Origin of the sequence: Janthinobacterium sp. TB1-E2, from assembly GCF_036885605.1 — a bacterium.
Taxonomy (GTDB): domain Bacteria; phylum Pseudomonadota; class Gammaproteobacteria; order Burkholderiales; family Burkholderiaceae_D; genus Janthinobacterium; species Janthinobacterium aestuarii.
In genome coordinates, this window is record NZ_CP142523.1 from 2,843,241 (window position 1) to 2,865,447 (window position 22,207).

A 22,207-nucleotide genomic window follows, 5' to 3' on the forward strand; every position below is an offset into this window, starting at 1 on the left:
GCGTCAATCCTGCTCGTCGATGGGCGGCAGCAGCTCGTGCTCCTGGCCATCGGCCAGCAGCAGCACGGTGGCGCCTGGCGCCGTGTCTTCCTCGTCGCCATAGTCGTAACCGAACGGCGCCGCCACTTCCTTCGAGACGATGACGGGCTCCTCCTCGGTTTCAGCGGCGGGGGCTTGGGGCGCATCGGGATCGGCCGCCACTTCCGCTTCCGGCTGCGTCAGCAGCAGGGCCACTTCGGCCATGGCGCGAAACAGGGGCAGCGACAGCGAGGCGGCGCCCGCCTGCATCGGGTAATTGCCGTGCACGCGCTGTGCATGCAACTGGCGGTTCAGGCGGCAGCGCACCAGGCGCAGGCCCGCGCGCCGCACGGCGTCGGCGATCTCGGGCAGGGCCAGGCGCAAATGACGCAAGGCGGCTTCCTCGTCGGCGGCCAGTTCCAGCAGCACGCCGTCGCCGGACGGCTCCATCTGGATCACGACCCGGCCGATGCCGATGATGATCAGTTCGACGCGCAGCGCCACCTTGCCGCGCCGTTTCGGCGCTGCGTCCTCGTCTTCGTCGCTGGCCAGCACGCGCAGCAGCAGGCGCTGGCCGCCCCAGCCATACACGGCAAAGCGCCACGCTTCGCTGTCGACCGTCAACGGCGGACGTGCGCCTTCGCGCAGCAGGGCCGGCTGCTGCTCGGCCATGAACAGGCTGCCCGGCACATGCTGGCCGCGCGCCTGTTCTTGCAGGGCCGCATATTGTTCGCCATACGTGCGCACCATCACGCGCCACGACGCGGCCAGCTGCGCAGCGTCGGGCGGCTGCCATATGAGCTGGCGCGTGAAGAACAGCTGGTTGACCTGCATGGCGCTGCTGTCGCGCGGCAGGGCGCCGCCCGTACCCTCGGCATTGGGTTTGATGAGGGACGCCAGGCTGTCCTGTCCCTTCTGCTGCAGCTGGGCGGGCAGGGTGCCGGCGTCGGGCGCGGGCGCCATGTAGGGGCCGATCGGCACCAGCGGCTGGACCACGCCCGGCACCATCGGCGTAGCGGGGCTGACGTCGAAGCGCTGGGTAATCAGGGGCACCGGGTTGCCCGATGCAATGCGGTCTATCGCCATGCCATTGCTTCCTGCTGATACATATTCATCCGATCCGCCATCGCGTCCTGCCGGTAATTATTGTAATAAAGAAAGAATCAGCTTGCTCATGCTCTGGCTTTGCTTGAGCATGGCCGTACTCGCTTGCATCAGCATTTGCGCCGACGTCATGTTGGCGCTTTCAGCCGCGTAGTCGACGTCCATGATGCGGCCGATGGCGGCCTTGGTGTTGGTGACCATGTTGGACAGGTTATTGTAGATGTGTCCAAGCCGGTTCGCGGTGGCGCCCAGCGCCGAGCGCACGCTGCCGACCTTGTCGACGGCCGCCGCCAGCATGTCGATCATGCCATTGGCGCTGCTGTTGCTGGCAAATTCGCTGCCGGCGGTGGCGCCTGGCGCGAAATTGACGGAGATCGCCTGTAGTGCCGCGTTGAGCGCGCCCATGTCGCCCGCCACGCTGAACTGCATGGTTTCGCTGCCGGTGGCGCCGATCTGGAACGTCATGGCTTGCGACAAGGTACCCACGCCGGCGCTGCCGTTGCCCAGCAATAAAGTGCCGCCGTAGCGGGTGTTCGTTATGACGTTGTACAGCTCGGCGCCCAGCGCATCGTATTCGCCCTGCATGGCCTCGCGGTCCTTCTGGTTCGACGAGGCGTCAGCTGCCTGGGTGGCCAGGTCCTTCATGCGCACGAGCATGCTGGTCACTTCGCCAAACGCGCCTTCGGCCGTCTGCAGCAGGGAAGTACTGTTTTGCGTGTTGCGCATGGCCACCGCCATGCCGCTGGTCTGGGCGCTCAGCCGGGTAGCGATCTGCAAGCCGGCCGCGTCGTCCATGGCCGAGTTGATGCGAAAGCCCGTGGAGAGGCGCGTCATCGACGTCGACAGCATTTGCTGTGCCCAGCCCATGGCCCGCTGGGCTGACAGTGCGGCAGTATTGGTATGAATGCTCAGCACGCGGCGGCTCCAGTGGACGATTGTTCGGTGTTCTACCTTGTATAGGCGACTATGCCGGCAACATCGTTAAACGTGATGGCAATTTAGTTCAATATGCCGGAAAGACCAAGAACCGCAGACGAAAAAAAAGCCAGACCGGAGTCTGGCTTCGATGAACTGGCCGCAAGCGGCCAAGTCGATATTATTGCAGCAGGGACATGACCATCGAGGACATGCTGTTGCTTTGTTTCAGCATCGCGGTACCAGCTTGCAGCAGCATTTGCGACGACGTCATGTTCGAGCTTTCGGTAGCGAAGTCGGTGTCCATGATGCGGCCGGTAGCGGCTTTGGTGTTGGTGGCGATGTTCGACAAGTTGGTGTTGACGTGGTCCAGACGGTTAGCCGTCGCGCCCAGTGCCGAACGCACGGTGCTGACGCTGTCGATGGCGGTAGCCAGCAGGCCGATGGTGGCGTTGGCGGTGGCGGTCAGTTCCGTTGCGCCCGTCGATGCTGCCGACGAGAAGTTTTTGCTCAGGCCGGTCAGGGCTGCGTTCAGCGCGGTCAGGTTGCCGGAAACGTCAAAGCTCATTTTTTCCGTCGAGCTTGCACCGATCTGGAACGTCATCGACGTCGACAGCGTGCCGGAGGCGGCAGCTGCGCCGTCGCCCAGCAGCTTGGTGCCGCCGAACGTGGTGTTGGTCATCACGTTGTACAGCTCTTGACCCAGTGCATTGTATTCAGCTTGCATGGCGGTCTTGTCGGCGCCGGTCGACGAAGCATCGGAAGCCTGGGTTGCCAAGTCTTTCATGCGCACCAGCATGTTGGTGACTTCAGCGAAAGCGCCTTCAGCCGTTTGCAGCAGCGAGGTGCTGTTTTGCGTGTTGTTCATCGCAACGGTCATGCCGCTGGTTTGTGCTTTCAGGCGGGTGGCGATTTGCAGACCGGCAGCGTCATCCATTGCCGAGTTGATACGGAAGCCGGTGCTCAGGCGCGTCATCGAAGTCGACAGTTTGGATTGGGTATTCGAGATCGAATTTTGTGCCGACAGGGAAGCAGCGTTGGTGTGAAGGCTCAGCATGGTGTCATTCCTAATTGGGTGGTTACGGTGAGGAGCGACGGTTTATCTGCTCCTATCAGTACAAGACGACCGTGCCGCCACCTTAATTAAATGCTTTAAGGAAATTTTTTAAAATAAATGGTATTTGTTGCTTCGCCGGCCTGTTTTGCTGGTGTTGCGACATGCTTGTGCCAGCCGCAGGCGAAAAAAAAGCCAGACCGGAGTCTGGCTTCGATGAGCTGGCCGCAAGCGGCAGGCCGATATTATTGCAGCAGGGACATGACCATCGAGGACATGCTGTTGCTTTGTTTCAGCATCGCGGTGCCAGCTTGCAGCAGCATTTGCGACGACGTCATGTTCGAGCTTTCGGTAGCGAAGTCGGTGTCCATGATGCGGCCGGTAGCGGCTTTGGTGTTGGTGGCGATGTTCGACAAGTTGGTGTTGACGTGGTCCAGACGGTTAGCCGTCGCGCCCAGTGCCGAACGCACGGTGCTGACGCTGTCGATGGCGGTAGCCAGCAGGCCGATGGTGGCGTTGGCGGAAGCGGTCAGTTCCGTCGCGCCGGTCGATGCGCCGCTCGAGAAGTTCGCGCTCAGGCCGCTCAGGGCAGTGTTCAAGGTCGACAGGTTGCCCGATACGTCGAAAGTCATTTTTTCGGTCGAGCTTGCACCGATCTGGAACGTCATCGACGTCGACAGCGTGCCGTCGGCAGCAGCGCTACCTTTGCCCAGCAGCTTGGTGCCGCCGAACGTGGTGTTGGTCATCACGTTGTACAGCTCTTGACCCAATGCATTGTATTCAGCTTGCATGGCGGTCTTGTCGGCTGCGGTCGACGAGGCATCGGAAGCCTGGGTTGCCAGGTCTTTCATGCGCACCAGCATGTTGGTGACTTCAGCGAACGCGCCTTCGGCCGTTTGCAGCAGCGAGGTGCTGTTTTGCGTGTTGTTCATCGCAACGGTCATGCCGCTGGTTTGTGCTTTCAGGCGGGTGGCGATTTGCAGGCCGGCAGCGTCATCCATTGCCGAGTTGATGCGGAAGCCGGTGCTCAGGCGCGTCATCGAAGTCGACAGTTTGGATTGGGTATTCGAGATCGAATTTTGTGCCGACAGGGAAGCAGCGTTGGTGTGAAGACTCAGCATGGTGTCATTCCTAATTGGGTGGTTATGGTGAGGAGCGACGGTTTATCTGCTCCTACCAGTACAAGACGACCATTCCTTCCGCTTTATTAAATGCCGCGTGGAAATATATTTTTTCTTTCCTTAGTGGCAAGTTGCATCAGGTTCAATCGGCCACGCCGCCGTGTTCCGCTTCCCATTGCTGGCGGCTGCTTTTCAGGATGTTAATGACCAGCAATGCCTTCGCTTCGTCTGCGCACAGGTCCTCCAGGAACATGGCGTTGTTGTTGCGTACCCATTCCAGCGGCATTTCCCACCAGGCCAGCTCCAGCAGCGCGGCACGGACTTTTTCCGTGAAGCGGTAGCGGATCAGGCGCGCTGGCGAACCCGCATAAATTCCATAGGGTTCCGAACGGAAATTCGGTGGCAGCAGCGAGCGGGCGCCGATGACGCAGCCGTTTTCGATCACGCTGCCGCCCAGCACCATCACTTCGTCGCCGATCCACACATCGTTCTTGATCACCGTGTCGGCATACTGTGGCGGCGGCGTATTTTTCAATCCGCCGCCAAGGATCGACAGCATGAAGGTCGAGACCGTGCGCATTTCATGCTGGCCATTGAGGATGAAACTCAGGCGCGAGCCACCGGCTACATAGCGTCCGACGCACAGGCTTTGCTGTCCGCTGTCATATTTCACCAGCGAACCGACGCCGAAACAGGAGCCGCGCCCAATATAAAAGTGGCCGTTCTCCGGTTCCTGGTCCAGCCAGTTGCGGAAAAATTGATGGGGCAGGGTGCTGATGGCGCCATCCGCGTAGCCCAGCACCGTGAATTGGCCCGACCAGGCATGGTTCTCCGCTACGCCGGAAAAATTGGTTTCGGTGGAAATTTGCATCAGGCGATGTTCCGTATCACTTCTTGTTGCAGTGCGGGCGCGGCGATCATGGCGATAATGGCGTCCACGGTCGCCATCTCCAGATCCGGATAGATGGGCAGGCAGATCACTTGCGATGAGGCGAGCCGCGCCACGGGCAGGTTCGCGTGCGCGGCGGACGGCATGCCGCGGTACATGGGGAAGTCGCTGATGAGCGGGTAAAAATAGCGGCGCGCATAGATTTCCTGGTCGCGCAGGCGCTGGAACAGGGCGTCGCGCGACAGCGGATAATCGGGGCCGACCAGGATGGGGAAATACGCGTTGTTGGCGGCCTCGGCATCGCCTTGCTGCACGCAGGTGATGCCATCGATGCCAGCCAGTTGCTGGCGGTAATGCGCATCGATCGCCTTGCGTTTCTGGCGCGCGCCGTCGATGCCCTTGAGCTGCAGCAAGCCGAAGGCGGCATTGATTTCGCTCATCTTGCCATTGATGCCGGCGGCAACGACCGTGACCTCATCGACGAAGCCGAAGTTTTTCAGGTGGTCGATCCGTTGCTTGGTCTTGGCGTCGGGGCAGACGATGGCGCCGCCTTCGAAGGTGTTGAAGATCTTGGTGGCATGAAAGCTGATTACGGAAAGGTCGCCGTGATTGAGCACGCTGCCGCCCCGGTGGCGCACGCCAAACGCATGCGCGGCATCGTAGATCACCTTCAGGTTGTAGTTGTCGGCAATTTTCTCGATGGCTTCGATATCGCATGGCCGGCCGTAGCAATGCACGGGCATGATGGCGGTGGTCTGCGGCGTGATGGCCGCCTCGATTTTGCTCGGGTCGAGGTTCAGGCTGTGCGGCTCGATGTCGGCAAAGACGGGCTTGATGTTATTCCACAGCAGCGAATGAGCGGTGGCGACAAACGAATACGGCGTCGTGATGACTTCGCCGTTGATGCGCAGCGCCTGCAAGGCCGTCATCAATGCCAAGGTGCCATTGGCGAACAGGCAGATGTGCTTGACGCCCAGGTAGTCGCACAGCGCCTGTTCCAGTTGCTGGTGGAACGGGCCGCCATTGGTCAGGATCTTGTTGTTCCAGATCGTTTCCAGATACGGCAGGAAATCCTCCAGCGGCGGCAGCAGGGGCTGGGTGACATACACGGGTTTGTTTTTTTGAGCGCTCATCATAATCCGATCGGCGGGTTGGGTACGGCCACGGGTGCTTCGAACGAGATGGGCGGCAAGCCCTCGCACCAGCGTTGCCAGATGATGCGCAAGCCATTTTCCAGGCCTTCCGTAATCAGCTTGGGTTTGCCCAGGACCGAGCGTTCCAGGCGGTGCCGCATGCTGAAGCGGTAGGCGCCCAGCAGCATGGGGTTGGCCGCCATGGCCACGCTCTTGCGCACGAGATCATCTTCGTCGGTGGCAATAAAGTCATCGAGTTCGACCTGGCGCATGATCATGTTGCCGGCGCGGCTAGGCATGGTCGGGCCTGCTGTCGTGAGGGTGGGCACGCCCATCCACAGCGCATGCAGCGTTGTCGTGCTGCCGCAATACGGGAAGGCGTCGAGGCAGATATCGATTCGGTGATGGATGGCCATGAATTGGGCCATGCCCGTGCGTCCTTCGAAGGTCAGGCGTTCCGGCGCAATGCCTTCCTCCGCGAACCAGGCCGCCAGTTGCGGCGGCGCTTCCGATTTCGGCATGGCCGCCACGATCATCTTGGAATCGGGGACGGCGCGCAGCACCCTGGCCCAGCGCGCGATGACCTGGCGATTGATTTTATTGGTACGGTTGAAACTGCCAAACGTGATGTGGCCATTGGTCAATACGGGCGCGGGCTGGACGCTGGGCGCCAGCTTGGACGGCAGGAAGGGCACACAGGCGGGCAGCAGCAGCAGTTTCTCGGAGAATTGGTCGCCCAATTCGTCCGGTGGCGTGAAGTGCTGATCGCCCAGATAGTAATCGATCGATTGCAGTCCCGTCGTGAGCGGGTAGCCGATCCAGCTGGCCTGGACAGGGGCGGGCTTGGCGGCAAACATCAGCAGCCGGTTCTTGCCCGTATGGCCGGACAAATCGATGAGGATGTCGATGCCATCGTCGCGGATCAGCTGGCCCAGGTCCGGATCGGACAGGTGCTCGACCTGGCGCCAGTGGGGAATGACTTCCCGCAGGCGCTCCGTGATGTCGTCATTGCACGGATTGTTGTGGTAGGCATACAGCGACAACTTGGCGTCATTGGCGATATTTTCCAGTATCGGAATGAGGAAGTGCGGCACCGGATGGTTGTGCAGGTCGCCCGACACGAAGCCAACTTTCAGGGTGCGCAGCGGGTCGCGGCTGTTGCTGTGCCCGGCGCTTCCTTTGGCAATGTGCGTTTCAAAGGTGTCGCTGAAGCGCTGATGCTCGGCAAAGAGCGCCTGCGGATCGATCTCGGTGCTATGCGACAACAGGAACAGGTAGTTGCTGAACAGGGTTTCCCACAGCGGGCAGACGGCCAGGCCCTTGCGGCAGGCTTCGATCGCTTCTTCTATCCTGCCGATATTGCTGAACGTTGCGCTGATGTTGACGTAGGCGTCGCGATAGTCGGGATTGATTTCCAGTGTCTTGTGGTAGCACTCGAGCGCGAGCAGCTGCTCGTTCATGAGCACGTAGCAATTGCCGAGTGCGAAGTGGGCGCGCTCGAATGCTGGATCGATAGCGAGTGCTGCCAGATAAGTCTGTTTTGCGTGTTCCAGTTGCTTCTGCGCCTGCTGCGTCGAGCCCAGGTTGCACAGCGCCGAGATGTTTTTCGGTTCCAGTTCGAGCGCGCACTCATAGGCGGCGGTGGCCGCCTCGTATTGCTCCAGCTCTTGCAGGGCGACGCCCAGGTGGTTATGCGTTTCGCTGTCGCTGGCATCGCGTTCCAGGGTGCGGCGGTAGGCCTCCACCGCGAGCGGATAGCGCTTGATGGTGCTGTAGTAATCGGCCAGCTGCCTGTGGTTCGCGGCATTGTCCGGGGCCAGATCGATGGCTTGCTGGAAATACTTGAGGGCATTGTCCCGGTCCTCGGCCGCTCCGTAGGCGATGGCGAGCTGGCCGCAGGCTTGCGCATCGTCCGGCTGCAGGCGCAGCACTCTTGCGCAGTACTCGATGGCCGCCGTGTAATTCTTCTGTTTGCATTGAAGCAATCCCAGATTGCTCAGCGCCTGGGTGAAATCGCTATCGAGCGCGATCGCCTGCTCGTACGCGGCGATCGCTTCCTCCGGCTGCTCCAGCGACTGGAGGGCGCGTCCCAGGTTGTTGTGCAGTTTGGCGTCGTCGGGATGCAGTGCGATGGCGCGGCGGTAGCTGGTCACGGCGCCCGCGTAGTCTTGGGCTCCATGCAGCGCCGCGGCCAGATTGGCATGCGCCGCCGTGGTCTGGGGCGCCAATTGCAGTACGGCCCGGTAGCTGACGATGGCCGCTTGCCATTGCTGCAGGTCTTGCTGGGCGTTGCCCAGATTCAGATAGATGTCGGCGTCGCCCGGTAGCAGGGCCAGCGCGCTTTGATAGCAGGCGATGGCTTCGGCGCTGCGCTGCATCGCTTGCAGTGTATTGCCGAGATTGAAGTGGCCCTTGGCGTAATCGGGACGCAGTGCCAGCGCTTGCCGGTATGCCTGTTCAGCCTGCTCCAGCTTGCCTTGCGCCTGCAGGGCCGCCGCCAGGTTGCCATGCGCTTCGACAAAGTCCGGATTCAGTTCCAGCGCCCTGGTATAGCTGTCGATCGCCTGGTCGTACATGCCTCGTTCCTGCCATGCGGTACCCAGGTTGCCATGCGCTTCGGCATCGTTGGGCGCCAATTGCGCGGTTTTTTGCAAGGCCTCGAACGCATCCTTGCCCTGTAATTGCAGGGCGGTGCCCAGCACGCTCCAGGCAAAATCGGAATCGGGATAGCGCTGCGTCAGGGTGTGACTGGCCGCCTCCAGTTCGGCATGGTGGCCGGCTTGATACAGCGCAATGACGTGCTGCGTTTCCTGCGCTGTCGGCGTGCCGGCGATCGCCGTTTCGATGCGGCTGCGCAAGCCTTGCGACTGCTCGTTGTCGAGACCGCGCGCGATGGCCGACGTGACGATCTCCAGCGCCTGTTCGCGTTCGCCGGCCTTGAGCAAACCATCCGCATACGACAGCCAGAACTGGCCTTCGTCGGGGTTGACCGACAGCGCCTTGTGCAGATACGGCAAGCCGGCCTCGTATTGCCCGACCTGTCCTGCCAATAAGCCCATATTGTGGTTGGCGATGGCGTGATACGGCTGCGCCTGCAAAATCGCCAGGTAAAGCTCTTCCGCCTCCGCAAAACGGCCAGCCTGGTGTTCGGTAATTGCCTGCTGCAATTCGGCGTCGAGGGGCACTGCGGGAAGGGCGTTTGCGTTCATGGGCGGGCGGAAGGTGAAATAGTTAGCAGAGGGAATTGTAACTGGTGAAAGTGCTTCTGAGAAACTTTCCAGGTGGAATTTATCCAGGAATGCTGTCGCAATGCAAACTTGGTGTTGCTGGCTGGTCAAAGCGCGGGGAAAAGTGGCTGTTTTAAAAACCTTGCAGGCGGATGGGCGGCATGCCTTGTGCCGGGCTGCTGGTATGATGCCCGTGAATTGGCGCCTTCCTTGCCGGGCGGTCGCTGTCCGATATCGTTCACTTTTCAGCTGGGATATGCAAAACATTTTAATCATTGGCTCGTCGGGCCATGCGAAGGTCGTCATTGACGTGGTCGAACGCCAGGGGGTCTTTCATATCGCCGGCTTGATCGATGCGTTCCGGACGATCGGTGAGGAAACCTCGGGCTATCGCGTCCTGGGCGCCGAGTCCGATCTACCGGTCCTGGTGGAGCAGCTGGCCGTGGCAGGATTACTGGTGGCCATCGGCGACAACTTCGTGCGGGCAAGCGTGACGGCCCGCGTGGCGGCATTGTGCCCGCAACTGCCATTCGTCAGCGCCGTGCATCCGCAGGCCTGTGTCGCCAGGACCGTGCACATCGGTGCGGGCAGCGTGGTGATGGCAGGGGCGGTGATCAATCCCGGCTGCGACGTCGGGCATGGCTGTATCGTCAACACGCGCGCCTCGCTTGATCACGATTCCGTGATGGAGGCGTTTTCCAGCCTGGCGCCTGCCGCTGCGACAGGCGGCAGTTGCTTCATCGGCACGTGCAGCGCCCTGGGCATGGGCGCCTTGCTGCTGCAGCGCATGCGCATAGGCAGTCACTGCGTGGTCGGCGCCGGTGCCGTGGTGACGCGGCCCGTGGCCGATTTGTGCGTCAGCTATGGCGCGCCGGCAAAAACGATACGCAGCCGCCTGGCTGGCGACAAGTATCTGTAAGCTCGCGGCAGCCGCAGCGCGGTAGCGCTGCCGCTGCATGCCGGGCGACCGGCTTACATATTCGGATAGTTCGGCCCGCCGCCGCCTTCCGGTGTCACCCACACGATGTTCTGCGTCGGATCCTTGATGTCGCAGGTTTTACAGTGCACGCAGTTCTGCGCATTGATCTGCAGGCGTTCGGCGCCGTCGTCGTTCTTTACGAACTCGTACACGCCGGCGGGACAGTAACGGGCTTCCGGCCCCGCATACGTGGCCAGGTTGACGTCGACGGGCACGCTGGCGTTCTTCAACGTCAGGTGGATGGGCTGGTCTTCCGCGTGGTTCGTGTTCGAGATGAACACGGACGACATCTTGTCGAAGGTCAGCTTGCCATCGGGTTTCGGATACACGATCTTTTTCGACTGGGCCGCCGGTTTCAGGCATTCGTGGTCGCCATGCGAGTGGTGCAGGGTCCATGGCGCCTTGCCGCGGAAGATCAGCTGGTCGATGCCCGTCATCAGGCTGCCCAGGTACAGACCTTTCGACAGCCATGGCTTGACGTTGCGCGCCACGTGCAGCTCTTCATGCAGCCAGGATTTTTCAAACGCGACAGGGTAGCTCGTCAGTTCATCGTGCTGGCGCTGTTCGCCCAGCGCGCCGAAGGCCGCGTCCGCCGCCAGCATGCCGCTCTTGATGGCCGCGTGGCTGCCCTTGATGCGGCTCATGTTCAGGAAACCCGCATCGCAGCCGATCAGCGCGCCGCCGGCAAACACCAGTTTCGGCAACGATTGCAGGCCGCCGGCCGCGATCGCGCGCGCGCCGTAGGAAATACGCTTGCCGCCTTCGAAGAACTTGCGGATTTCCGGATGCGTCTTGTAGCGCTGGAATTCCTCGTACGGCGACAAATACGGGTTTTCGTAGTTCAGGCCCACCACGTAGCCGACCATCACCTGGTTGTTTTCCAGGTGGTACAGGAAGGAGCCGCCATAGGTTTTCGTGTCCAGCGGCCAGCCGCTCGAGTGGATCACCAGGCCAGGCTTGTGCTGGGCCGGGTCGATTTCCCACAATTCCTTGATGCCGATGCCGTACGATTGGGGATCCTTGCCGGCGTTCAAGTCATACTTGGCCATCAATTGCTTGCCCAGGTGGCCGCGCGCGCCTTCGGCGAACAGCGTGTACTTGGCGTGCAATTCCATGCCCAGCTGGAAGTCGGGACCCGGTTCGCCATCGCGCTTGACGCCCATGTTGCCGGTCGCCACGCCTTTCACGGAGCCGTCGTCGTTGTAGAGGATTTCCGCGGCAGGGAAGCCGGGGAAGATTTCCACGCCCAGGTTTTCCGCCTGCTGGCCCATCCAGCGCACGACATTGCCCAGCGAGACGATGTAGTTGCCGTGGTTTTCAAAGCAGGCCGGCACGGCGAAGCCTGGCGTTTTATACGCTTTCGTTTCGGTCAGGAACAGGATGCGGTCTTCCGTCACTTCCGTGTTCAGGGGCGCGCCCAGTTCTTTCCAGTTCGGAATCAGTTCCGTGAGCGCTTTCGGGTCCATGATGGCGCCCGACAGGATATGCGCGCCCAGTTCGCCGCCTTTTTCCAGCACGCAGACGGACACTTCCTGGCTCTTTTCAGCGGCCAGCTGCTTCAGGCGGATCGCCGCGGCCAAGCCTGCGGGGCCACCGCCGACGATCACCACGTCATACTCCATGGTTTCGCGCGGTCCGTACTGTTCAACTAAGTTATTAGGCTGTGTCATGGTCTCGATTTATAGTCACTCAATTAGGTAGCAAGGATAGGGAATAAAGCATCATCGGGGAAATTTAAGCACGAGTGTGCTTGTTTTTGACGAGGATTGCAACTTTGGCGCCATTTTGCGTGACATTGCCCCTCGCCGCAATCTAAATCCGGCCATTTTGTGTAATGATGGCGTTTACTTTTGCTCGAGTGCGCTGCGGGGGAATTTGCCCGATTGCCATAGGCACGGCGTAAAGTGTTGTCTAAAATAAAACAGGAGTAGCTCGTGGGCATAGAAGTCAATTTCGAGGGCAAGATTGCCCTGATTACCGGCGCATCGAGCGGCCTCGGCGCGCGCTTTGCAAAAGTGCTGGCCCAGGCCGGCGCACAGGTCGTGCTGGCGTCGCGCCGCACCGAACGCCTGAAGGAATTGCGCGCCGAAATCGAAGCGGACGGCGGCGCCGCGCATGTGGTGTCGCTCGACGTGACCGACTTCGCCAGCATCAAGTCGGCCATCGCGCATGCGGAAACGGAAGCGGGCCCCATCGATATCCTCGTCAACAATTCAGGTGTCTCCACCACGCAACGCCTGGTCGACGTCACGCCCGAAGATTACTCGTTCGTGATGGACACCAATCTGCGCGGTTCGTTCTTCGTGGCCCAGCAAACGGCCAAGCGCATGATCGCGCGCGCCAAGGGCGACCCGAAGAAACAGCACCGCATCATCAATATCGCCTCGATGGCGGGCTTGCAGGTGTTGCCGCAGATCGGCGTATATTGCATGAGCAAGGCGGGCATGGTGCACATGACGCGCGCCATGGCCGTGGAGTGGGGTAAATACGGCATCAACACGAACGCCATCTGCCCCGGCTATATTTCCACGGAAATCAATGAAGATTACTTTGCCACCGAGCAGGGCAAGAAGCTGATCGAAATGCTGCCGAATAAACGTCCGGGCAAGCCGGAAGACCTCGACGGCCTGCTGCTGTTGCTGGCGGGCGAGGATTCGCATTTCATCAACGGCGCCATCATTTCCGCTGACGGTGGCATGAGTACCTTCTAGCGCTGCAGCTGCAGTCCCACCAGCTTGTGCACGAGCTCCGATGATGTCGATGCAGCGAACTTGCGCATCAGCTTGGCGCGGTGCATTTCCACCGTGCGGGGGCTGAGGTCGATCTGGCGGGCGATGACCTTGCTGGTCTTGCCTTCCACCAGCAGGGCGGCGATTTCGCGCTCGCGCGGGGTCAGTTCCGCCGTCACGGGACGTTTCTCGCTGACATCCTCGAACGTCCAGATGCCCGGCCCCAGCGGTTCCTGCGGCAGCATGGCGTGGCCCGTGACGTGGCACCAGAACAATTCTCCATTACTGCGGCGCATGATGCGCTCGTCCGAATAGCGTCCCCTGGCGTTCATGATGGGGATGATGCGGTCACCGGTGCGCAGGAATTCGTCGTGCGTGGGGTAGAGTACCTCGAACGACTGGTCGTCCAGCTGGGCGCGCGCATAGCCGAACATGGCCGCCAGCGCTTCGTTGCAGCTACGCATGATACGGTTTTCCGACATGCACATGCCCACGGGCGCGTGCAGGAAGATGCTTTCATAATCGATGGCTGACGCGGCGTTCATCTGATACGTATCACTCTCACAGGGGGATTGCTGGCACGGCGCCGGTAGTTCTACGGTATTGTACTTTCCACTCGCGTATTTTATGCTGAGTCGCTGCCTGAGTCATGGACTCAAGACCAAAGCTTAACAAAAGATAGAGGGACACCCATGAATAAAGTTTATCCTGACGCCGCCTCGGCGCTGGCCGGTATCGTCCAAGATGGCCAGACCATCGCCGTCGGCGGCTTCGGCCTGTGCGGCATTCCCGAAGCCCTGATCGGCGCCTTGCGCGATTCGGGCGTGACGGGCCTGACCGCCATTTCGAATAACGCGGGCGTGGACGGCTTCGGGCTGGGCCAGCTGTTGACCACGCGCCAGATCAAGAAAATGATCGCCTCCTACGTGGGTGAAAACAAGGAATTCGCGCGCCAGTACCTGGCCGGCGAACTGGAACTGGAATTCACGCCGCAAGGCACCCTGGCCGAAAAACTGCGCGCTGGCGGCGCGGGCATCCCGGCCTTCTTTACCAAGACGGGCGTGGGCACCATCGTTGCCGACGGCAAGGAGCTCCGCGAATTCGACGGCGAGCAATATGTGATGGAGCGCAGCCTCGTGGCCGACGTGGCGCTGGTCAAAGCCTACATGGCCGACCGCGCGGGCAATTTGGTCTACCGCAAGACGGCGCGCAATTTCAACCCGAACGTGGCCATGGCCGGCAAGATCACCATCGTCGAAGTGGAAAAACTGGTCGAAGTGGGCGAGATCGACCCGGACCAGGTCCACACGCCGAGCATCTTCGTGCACCGCATCGTGGTCAACGCGAACCCGGAAAAACGCATCGAGCAGCGCACCGTGCGCACCGAAGCATAAAACAGAATACGGAGATTACTATGGCTTGGACACGTGACGAAATGGCCGCGCGCGCGGCAAAGGAATTGCAGGATGGCTTTTATGTGAACCTGGGTATCGGCTTGCCGACCCTGGTCGCCAACTATGTGCCGGACAACATCGAAGTATTCCTGCAGTCGGAAAACGGGTTATTGGGCATCGGCCCGTTCCCCACCGACGCGGAAGTCGATGCCGACCTGATCAACGCCGGCAAGCAGACGGTGACGGCCTTGCCTGGCGCCGCCTACTTCAGCTCGGCTGATTCGTTTGGCATGATTCGTGGTGGCAAGATCAACCTGGCCATCCTGGGCGCCATGCAAGTGTCGGAAAAGGGCGACCTGGCGAACTGGATGATCCCAGGCAAGATGGTCAAGGGCATGGGCGGCGCGATGGACCTCGTCGCCGGCGTCAAGCGCGTTGTCGTGCTGATGGAACACGTGGCCACGGCCAAGGATGGCACGACGTCGCACAAGCTGCTGAAACAGTGCGACTTGCCGCTGACGGGCGTGGGTGTGGTTGACGTCATCATCAGCGACCTGGGCGTGATCGACGTGACGGAAAACGGCTTGAAGCTGGTGGAACTGGCGCCGGGCGTGACCAAGGAGCAGGTGCAGGCGGCCACGGGCGCGGAACTGGACGTCTCCGCCGTGTAAGCCAGGCGTAGCGTCGTATCGAAGCAGGGCGGACAGCGATGTCCGCCCTTTTTTTATGCACTCGCCTTGCCGCGCAACGCGTCCAGGCTGTAGGCGCCGGCGCCCGCTGCCGCGAAGTACAGGAAAGTGAAGCAATACATCACGGCCATTTCGCCGCCGTTCAGGATCGGCAGGAAACCGGCGGGCGCGTGCGCCATGAAATAGGCGGCGGCCATCTGTCCCGACAGGATGAAGGCGACGGGGCGCGTGAACAGGCCCACCAGCAGCAAGGTGCCGCCGACAAGCTCGATGACGCCGGCCGCGCCCATCACGGAAAACAGTTGCAAGCCGTCGAACATGGCCACGTGCGGCGCGCCGAACAGCTTGGCCGTGCCGTGTTGCAGGAAGAGAAAGCCGAGGATGATGCGCAGCACGCCCAGCAGACGTGGGCTCCAGGTGGCGTAAAAGGCGGGCGAGAGGGACATGCGTGCTCCATTCAGAAGTGAGGATGGTTCGGTGTCAGGCTTGCATTAACGCAATGTCATTATGCGGGAGCTTGACGGCGAACAGGTGACAGTACTGTAATGGTTTTTCATTCATTGATCATCGTGCTAAATATTGATGCATAATTTACTGCGTGTTGATGATGCGAGAAGCGCGCGCGCAATGAAAAAAGCCCCGCAGATCGCTCTGCGGGGCTTTCAATGGTGAGTAGTACGGCTTACTTGACGATATTTACGGCCGGGGCGACATACGCGTCGTCCGTCGGGTGGGTGGGGTGGGCCAGCTCGCTGTGCAGCTTGTCCATGTCCAGTTCTTTTTCCCATTTCGACACGACGATGGTGGCCACGCCGTTGCCGACAAAATTCGTCAGCGCGCGGCATTCGCTCATGAAGCGGTCGATGCCCAGGATCAGCGCCATGCCGGCCACAGGGATCGTCGGCACCACGGCCAGGGTCGCGGCCAAGGTAATGAAGCCGGCGCCCGTGATGCCGGACGCGCCTTTCGAGGTCAGCATCGCCACGCCCAGGATGGTCAGCTCTTGCCAGATGGTCAGTTCCGTGTTGGTGGCTTGTGCCACGAACAGGGCGGCCATGGTCATGTAGATATTGGTGCCGTCCAGATTGAACGAGTAGCCTGTCGGCACGACCAGGCCGACGACTGGCTTGGAGCAGCCCAGGCGCTCAAGTTTTTTCATCAGGGCCGGCAGGGCCGATTCCGACGAGCTGGTACCGAGCACGATCAGCAGTTCTTCCTTGATGTACAGCAGGAAGCGGCCGATCGAGAAGCCCGTGTACTTGGCGATCAGACCCAGCACGACGAAGACGAACAGGAAGCAGGTCAGGTAGAACGAGCCCATCAGTTTAGCCAGCGGAATCAGCGAAGCCAGGCCGTATTTACCGATGGTAAAGGCCATCGCACCGAACGCGCCGATGGGAGCGACTTTCATGATGATGTTGACCATGCCGAAGATGGCATGCGACAGTTCGTCGATCAGCTTGGTAACGGGACGGCCGCGTTCGCCCAGCAGGGACAGCGAAAAGCCGAACAGGATGGCGATCAAGAGCACTTGCAGGATGTCGCCCTTGGCGAAGGCGTCAACGAAGGTCTTCGGGATGATGTTCATCACGAAGTCGATGGTCGACATGCCTTCGGCGTGCGTGTATTGCGCGATCGACTTGGCGTCGAGGTGGGCCGGATCAGCGTTGAAGCCGGCGCCCGGTTTGAGGATGTTAGCAACCAGCAAGCCGATGGCCAGCGCGAAGGTGGAAACCACTTCAAAGTACAGCAGCGCCTTGCCGCCCACTCGGCCGATTTTCTTGACGTCCTGCATGCCGGCGATGCCGGAGACCACGGTACAGAAGATCACCGGGGCGATGATCATCTTGATCAGTTTGATAAAGCCGTCGCCCAGCGGTTTCATGTCGACGGCGTTCGAGGGGGAGAACACCCCCAGCAGCACGCCGGCCACGATGGCGAACAGCACCTGTACATACAGGATTTTATAGAATGGTTTTTTCACGAGTGGTCTCCTCTTGCGGGTTGATGCTGCGATCATCCGCGCATTGCCAGGCCGGCTCAATTGTGGATAACCGCAGATATGCATTTTCGCTATATCGGGTATTACGCCATGGCGAGCGTGCCAGTAGTGTGCTGCGGCGCAGCATTTCAGCCGCGCGCTTGGAGCATTGCCCGCGCTGCGCTACACTGCCGTAGCGTCGCGCGCGAGGCAACCGGCAAATCGCCGGTTTCTTTGTTTTTTACTACCAAATAACGACGCCGGACAAAACCGTAGCTCCGGTGTTAAAGGAATCGCATGATCGAAGCGAGCATCAAATCCGTGCAATGCATCTCCCCCGCAGGCTTGCATACCATGTCGTACAAGGAGTGGGGCGCTGCCGATAATCCGAACGTGCTCGTTTGCGCCCACGGCGTGACGCGCGTGGCGGACGACTTCGACAACCTGGCGCGCGCCATGGCCAGCGATTACCGCGTGATCTGCCCCGACGTGGTGGGTCGCGGGCGCTCGGGCTGGCTGGCCAATCCGCAGTTCTACCGCGTGCCGCAATATGTGAGCGACATGGTGACCCTGCTGGCGCGCGTGCTGGCCAATGGCGAGCGCCAGACGGTGGACTGGTTCGGCACGTCGATGGGCGGCTTGATCGGCCTGGGCCTGGCATCGTTGCCGCACAGCCCGATCAGCAAGCTGGTCCTGAACGATATCGGCCCGACTCTGGCGCCGGAAGCCTTGCAGCGCATCGGCGACTACATCGGCCAGGACTTGCGTTTCGAGACCTTCGAGCAGGGCGCCAAGTTCGTGCGCGACGTGTCCGCCAGCTTCGGCCCGCACACGGATGCGGAATGGCATAAACTGGCGGTGGATGTGTTGCGGCAAGATAAGGATGGCCACTGGCGCCGCCACTATGATATGGGACTGGCCATGCCGTTCCGCTCGGCCACGCCGGAATCGGCGGCCAGCGACGAAGCCATGCTGTGGGCCGCATATGATGCCGTGCGCTGCCCCACCTTGCTGGTGCGCGGCTCGGAATCCGATCTGCTGTCGCACGAAACGGCCACGCGCATGCTCGGTCGCGGCCCGAAGGCGGAGCTGGTGGAAATCGCCGGCGTGGGCCATGCGCCCACTTTCGTCCACGACGACCAGATCGCCATCGCCCGCAGGTTTTTGCTGGGTAAGTAAGAAGGCAACAAGCAATACCGCTGTACAGATTTTGAAACAACCGAAAGAAGAAGCATGGAAATTACACGACTGCACGTAGGCAAACGCCTCTCCGAAGTAGCGATACACAACAACACCATCTACCTGGCTGGCCAGATCGCCGAAGACACCACGCAAGGCATCGTCGGCCAGACGCGCGAAGTGCTGGGCCACGTCGACCGTTTGCTGATGGAAGCGGGCAGCGACAAGACTTGCATCCTGTCGTGCCAGATCTACATCGCCGACATGAAGGATTTCCCCGGCATGAATGAAGTGTGGGATGACTGGGTCGCCTCCGGCCACACGCCGCCGCGCGCCACGGTGGAAGCGAAGCTGGCCAATCCGGCATGCCTGGTTGAAATCGTCGTCATCGCTGCAGAACGTTAAGTTTTCAAGTTGTTCAGTCATTAAGTTTAAAGGTAATACATGGTTTCCATCTCGGCCCCGAATAGCGCCACATCGGAACAACTGGTAGAGGGCTTGAGTGCGCCGGACTGCGCGCGCGTGCTGGACGCGCTCGCGTATGCCACCGAAGCATATGGCGACAAGCAGACCTTTGCCGGCCGCTCCGCGCTGGAGTTCGCCATCGGCGTGGCCACCACCCTGGCTTTTCTGCGCAGCGATGCGGAAACGCGCATCGCCGGCCTGATGTTCGAGCTGACCTTGCTGGAACCCGATACGGCGGCCGACATCGAACCCCGCTTCGGCAAGCAGGTGTGCGACCTGGCCACCGGCGTGCGCCAGCTGATCCGCTTGCGCGCGCTGACCCAGGCGCAGCACGGCAGCGCTGGCGGGCGCGGCAAGAATGCGGCGCAGCAAGCCGTGGCCCAGGTGGAAACCTTGCGCAAGATGTTGCTGGCGATGGCTTCCGACATGCGTGTCGTGCTGGTGCGCCTGGCCGCCTGCGTGACGACCTTGCGTTACTTTGCCGACTTGAAGCTGTTCAACGAAATGACGTGTGAATACGGCAAGGAAACCCTGGACCTGTACGCGCCGCTGGCCAACCGCCTCGGCATCTGGCAGCTGAAGTGGGAACTGGAAGACTTGTCGTTCCGCTTCATCGAACCGGAAGCGTATAAACGCATCGCCAAGATGCTGGAAGAAAAGCGCATGATGCGCGAGGGCTTCGTGTCCTCGGCAATCTTGCGCCTGCAGACGGAACTGGCTTCGGCCGGTATCCAGGCCGAAGTATTTGGCCGCCCGAAACACATTTACAGCATCTGGAACAAGATGCGCGGCAAGGAGCTCGATTTCACGGCCCTGTACGACGTGCGCGCCTTCCGCGTCATCGTTGCCGACGTGAAAACCTGCTACACGGTGCTGGGCGTGGTTCACAATATCTGGACTCCCATCCCGAAAGAATTCGACGATTACATTTCACGGCCGAAACCGAACGGTTACCAGTCGCTGCATACGGTGGTGACGGCCGAAGATGGCCGTCCGCTGGAAGTGCAAATCCGCACCAATGAAATGCACAGCTTTGCCGAATACGGCGTGGCCGCGCACTGGCGCTACAAGGAAGAGGGCGGCTCGAATTTTGCCGGCCAAAAATACGACGAAAAGATCGCCTGGCTGCGCCAGCTGCTGGCCTGGAAAACGGAGGTGGCCGACGCCGTCGTGGGCCAGGAAGAAATCCAGCGCGAGTGGGTGGAAAAGTTGAAATCCGCCACCCTGGACGACCGCATCTTCGTCATGACGCCGCAAGCGCGCGTGCTGGAATTGCCCGTGGGCGCCACGCCCGTCGATTTTGCCTACCACCTGCACACGGACGTGGGCCACCGCTGCCGCGGCGCCAAGGTCGACGGCATCATGGTGCCCTTGAATACCCAGCTGAAAAACGGCCAGACCTGCGAAATCATCACGGCCAAGGGCGCGCCGGGCACGGCCGGGCCGTCGCGCGACTGGCTCAGCGCCGGCTACGCCGTCAGCACGCGCACGCGCTCGAAAATCCGCGCCTGGTTCCACGCCATCGACATGCAGGAAACCCTGGCCCATGGCCGCGCGCTGGTGGAAAAATCGTTGCAGCGCGAAGGCAAGACGGCCGTCAACCTTGAGGCGCTGGCGCAAAAGCTGGGCTTTGCGAAAGTCGACGAGCTGTTCCTGTCGGTGGGCAAGGATGAATTCAGCCTGCGTCACGTGGAGCAGGCGCTGCACGACAATGGCGAAGTGGTGGTGCCGGAAGACGCCGTGCTGGTCGGTAAAAGCCGCGCTTCCAGCGTGGAACAGGGCGCCAAGTCCGGCGTGCTGGTGGTGGGCACCGAAGGCTTGATGACGGTGCTGGCTAAGTGCTGCAAGCCGGCGCCGCCGGACAGCATCGTCGGTTTTGTCACACGCGGCAAGGGCGTGTCGATCCACCGCGCCACCTGCAAGAACTTCGAGGAAATGCGTGCCAAGTCGCCCGAGCGCGTGATCTTCACGGAATGGGGCAGCACGGGCGGACACGACACGGTGTATCCGGTTGACATCTTCATCCTGGCCGGTGACCGTCAGGGCTTGCTGCGCGACATCTCCGAAATCTTTTCGCGCGAAAAGATCAACGTCATCGGCGTCAACACCCAAAGCGCCAAGGGCCAGGCCCGCATGACCTTTACGGCCGAGATCAGTTCGACGGCGCAGTTGCTGAAGGCGCTGAATGTGATCAAGGATGTGAGCGGTGTTCTTGAAGCAAGGCGCAGTTAGTCTTGTTGAACCCCAAGTACAGAAGCTGGGGTCAGACCCGGCGGGTCTGACCCCGGTCCTTGCTAGTGGGTTTTGTCTCCCGCATGTAGTCCCGCCATTGTGGCCGTCTCCGGCTGCAGAGTGATGTGGTCTATCCCATGCTTACTCAGTAACATCTTCTTGATCGCCCGCAATACCTTCGGCCAATGGTCGAGGTGTTCGATTTCCACGTGGCCGATCAGGGCTGGCTGGCCGGGCGACATGTCCCATACGTGCAGGTCGTGCACGGCAATCACGCCGTCCACCTGCTCCACGTCCGCGCCCACCTGGATGTAGTCGATGTGCATGGGCACGCCTTCCATCAGGAAGTGGTACGACTCTTTCAATACCCCGAACGTGGACTTCAGGATCAGCAGGGACACCAGCACGGACAGCAGCGGGTCGATCTGCATCCAGCCCGTAAAGTAAATCACGGCGCCGGCGACGATGGCGGCGACCGAGCCGAGCAAATCGCCCATCACGTGCACGAGGGCGGCGCGCGTGTTCACGCTTTGCTTGTCTTTCGACAAGACCCACGCCACCACCAGATTGATGGCCAGGCCGATGAAGGCGACGACGAAGACCATGCCGCCTTGCACGGTTTGCGGCGCGGAAAAGCGCTGCACGGCTTCATAGCAGATCCAGCCCACCACGCACAGCATGGCCAGGCCGTTGACGAAGGCGGCCAGCGCCTCGGCGCGGCCGAAGCCGAACGAGTGGCGCGGCGACGGCGGACGGCGCGCGATGAGCTGCGCCAGCAGGGCCAGGCCCAGCGCGGCCGCGTCCGTGACCATGTGGCCCGCGTCGGAAATCAGGGCCAGCGAATTGGACATGAAACCGGCGATGACTTCGATGCCGGCGAATGACAGGGTCAGCCCCAGCGCCCACGCGAGGATGCTCTGGCTGCGCCCCTCGAACGAGTGGGTATGCTTGGCGTCGCCTTTCAGGTGGGCGTGCAAATGGGTGGCGTCGTGTTCGGTGTTGTCGTGCGTGGGATGCATGGAATGCTTTGTGGAATGATGTTGCCGTCAGTGTAATTGAAAAGCAACAAAATAGTCGGCGCATAAAAAAACCTGCAGG

19 protein-coding genes are annotated in these 22,207 nt (G+C 61.0%); 7 read left to right on the forward strand and 12 right to left on the reverse strand.

The window, feature by feature from the left end; translation table 11 throughout:
* Positions 1-3: 3 nt before the first annotated feature.
* From OPV09_RS12945 to OPV09_RS12975, 7 genes are all read right to left on the reverse strand, one after another.
* Positions 4-1,104, reverse strand: a complete 1,101-nt coding sequence (locus tag OPV09_RS12945; RefSeq protein ID WP_072454559.1) for a hypothetical protein — start codon at positions 1,102-1,104, stop codon at positions 4-6.
* Between the two features lie 57 nt (positions 1,105-1,161).
* Positions 1,162-2,037: a flagellin gene (locus OPV09_RS12950; protein WP_072454558.1), complete on the reverse strand. Its 876-nt coding sequence runs from the start codon at positions 2,035-2,037 to the stop codon at positions 1,162-1,164.
* 181 nt (positions 2,038-2,218) lie between these two features.
* On the reverse strand, positions 2,219-3,094 hold the full coding sequence (locus OPV09_RS12955) for a flagellin (RefSeq protein WP_070303092.1): 876 nt from the start codon (positions 3,092-3,094) through the stop codon (positions 2,219-2,221).
* A 242-nt stretch (positions 3,095-3,336) separates the two neighbouring features.
* Positions 3,337-4,212 carry a flagellin gene (locus tag OPV09_RS12960; protein ID WP_070303093.1) on the reverse strand — a complete coding sequence of 292 codons (876 nt, stop codon included), beginning with the start codon at positions 4,210-4,212 and terminating at the stop codon, positions 3,337-3,339.
* A 142-nt stretch (positions 4,213-4,354) separates the two neighbouring features.
* Positions 4,355-5,083, reverse strand: coding sequence for an acetyltransferase (locus OPV09_RS12965; protein WP_072454557.1), 729 nt, complete (start codon positions 5,081-5,083; stop codon positions 4,355-4,357).
* Positions 5,083-6,234, reverse strand: a complete 1,152-nt coding sequence (locus OPV09_RS12970) for a DegT/DnrJ/EryC1/StrS family aminotransferase (RefSeq protein ID WP_175444536.1) — start codon at positions 6,232-6,234, stop codon at positions 5,083-5,085. Before OPV09_RS12970 ends, OPV09_RS12965 begins: the two co-directional genes overlap by 1 nt.
* On the reverse strand, positions 6,234-9,443 hold the full coding sequence (locus OPV09_RS12975; RefSeq protein ID WP_175560505.1) for a tetratricopeptide repeat protein: 3,210 nt from the start codon (positions 9,441-9,443) through the stop codon (positions 6,234-6,236). The genes OPV09_RS12970 and OPV09_RS12975 overlap by 1 nt, the downstream gene beginning before the upstream one ends.
* Positions 9,444-9,717: 274 nt before the next feature.
* Here OPV09_RS12975 and OPV09_RS12980 point away from each other — a divergent pair, with 274 nt between their 5' ends.
* Complete coding sequence (locus tag OPV09_RS12980; RefSeq protein ID WP_070303097.1) at positions 9,718-10,380, forward strand: acetyltransferase; 663 nt, start codon at positions 9,718-9,720, stop codon at positions 10,378-10,380.
* A gap of 53 nt (positions 10,381-10,433) precedes the next feature.
* On the opposite strand, the gene OPV09_RS12985 is transcribed toward OPV09_RS12980, so the two are convergent.
* Positions 10,434-12,110, reverse strand: coding sequence for an electron transfer flavoprotein-ubiquinone oxidoreductase (locus OPV09_RS12985; RefSeq protein WP_175444538.1), 1,677 nt, complete (start codon positions 12,108-12,110; stop codon positions 10,434-10,436).
* Between the two features lie 264 nt (positions 12,111-12,374).
* On the opposite strand from OPV09_RS12985, the gene OPV09_RS12990 reads away from it, so the two are divergent.
* Positions 12,375-13,151 carry an SDR family oxidoreductase gene (locus OPV09_RS12990; RefSeq protein WP_034752351.1) on the forward strand — a complete coding sequence of 259 codons (777 nt, stop codon included), beginning with the start codon at positions 12,375-12,377 and terminating at the stop codon, positions 13,149-13,151.
* Here the strand turns inward: OPV09_RS12990 and OPV09_RS12995 are convergent.
* Entirely contained in the window at positions 13,148-13,714 is a 567-nt protein-coding gene (locus tag OPV09_RS12995) for a PAS and helix-turn-helix domain-containing protein (RefSeq protein WP_034752350.1), read from the reverse strand. The genes OPV09_RS12990 and OPV09_RS12995 overlap by 4 nt on opposite strands.
* 147 nt (positions 13,715-13,861) lie before the next feature.
* Here OPV09_RS12995 and OPV09_RS13000 point away from each other — a divergent pair, with 147 nt between their 5' ends.
* A complete protein-coding gene (locus OPV09_RS13000; protein WP_070303098.1) occupies positions 13,862-14,563 on the forward strand; it encodes a CoA transferase subunit A in 702 nt (233 codons plus the stop codon).
* 20 nt (positions 14,564-14,583) lie between these two features.
* Positions 14,584-15,234: a CoA transferase subunit B gene (locus OPV09_RS13005; protein ID WP_072454554.1), complete on the forward strand. Its 651-nt coding sequence runs from the start codon at positions 14,584-14,586 to the stop codon at positions 15,232-15,234.
* Positions 15,235-15,287: 53 nt separating this feature from the next.
* On the opposite strand, the gene OPV09_RS13010 is transcribed toward OPV09_RS13005, so the two are convergent.
* Together OPV09_RS13010 and OPV09_RS13015 are read right to left on the reverse strand one after the other, a co-directional pair.
* Positions 15,288-15,698: a DoxX family protein gene (locus OPV09_RS13010; RefSeq protein ID WP_070303099.1), complete on the reverse strand. Its 411-nt coding sequence runs from the start codon at positions 15,696-15,698 to the stop codon at positions 15,288-15,290.
* A gap of 236 nt (positions 15,699-15,934) precedes the next feature.
* Positions 15,935-17,272, reverse strand: a complete 1,338-nt coding sequence (locus tag OPV09_RS13015) for a dicarboxylate/amino acid:cation symporter (RefSeq protein ID WP_338682026.1) — start codon at positions 17,270-17,272, stop codon at positions 15,935-15,937.
* Between the two features lie 258 nt (positions 17,273-17,530).
* On the opposite strand from OPV09_RS13015, the gene OPV09_RS13020 reads away from it, so the two are divergent.
* From OPV09_RS13020 to OPV09_RS13030, 3 genes are read left to right on the forward strand one after another with little or no spacing between them, the layout of a single operon-like run.
* Positions 17,531-18,412: an alpha/beta fold hydrolase gene (locus OPV09_RS13020; protein WP_034752341.1), complete on the forward strand. Its 882-nt coding sequence runs from the start codon at positions 17,531-17,533 to the stop codon at positions 18,410-18,412.
* Between the two features lie 54 nt (positions 18,413-18,466).
* Positions 18,467-18,817: a RidA family protein gene (locus OPV09_RS13025; protein ID WP_034752339.1), complete on the forward strand. Its 351-nt coding sequence runs from the start codon at positions 18,467-18,469 to the stop codon at positions 18,815-18,817.
* Positions 18,818-18,856: 39 nt separating this feature from the next.
* Positions 18,857-21,109 carry a RelA/SpoT family protein gene (locus OPV09_RS13030; protein ID WP_034752338.1) on the forward strand — a complete coding sequence of 751 codons (2,253 nt, stop codon included), beginning with the start codon at positions 18,857-18,859 and terminating at the stop codon, positions 21,107-21,109.
* A gap of 62 nt (positions 21,110-21,171) precedes the next feature.
* Here the strand turns inward: OPV09_RS13030 and OPV09_RS13035 are convergent, their stop codons facing one another.
* Positions 21,172-22,128 carry a cation diffusion facilitator family transporter gene (locus tag OPV09_RS13035; protein WP_338682027.1) on the reverse strand — a complete coding sequence of 319 codons (957 nt, stop codon included), beginning with the start codon at positions 22,126-22,128 and terminating at the stop codon, positions 21,172-21,174.
* Positions 22,129-22,207: the final 79 nt, after the last annotated feature.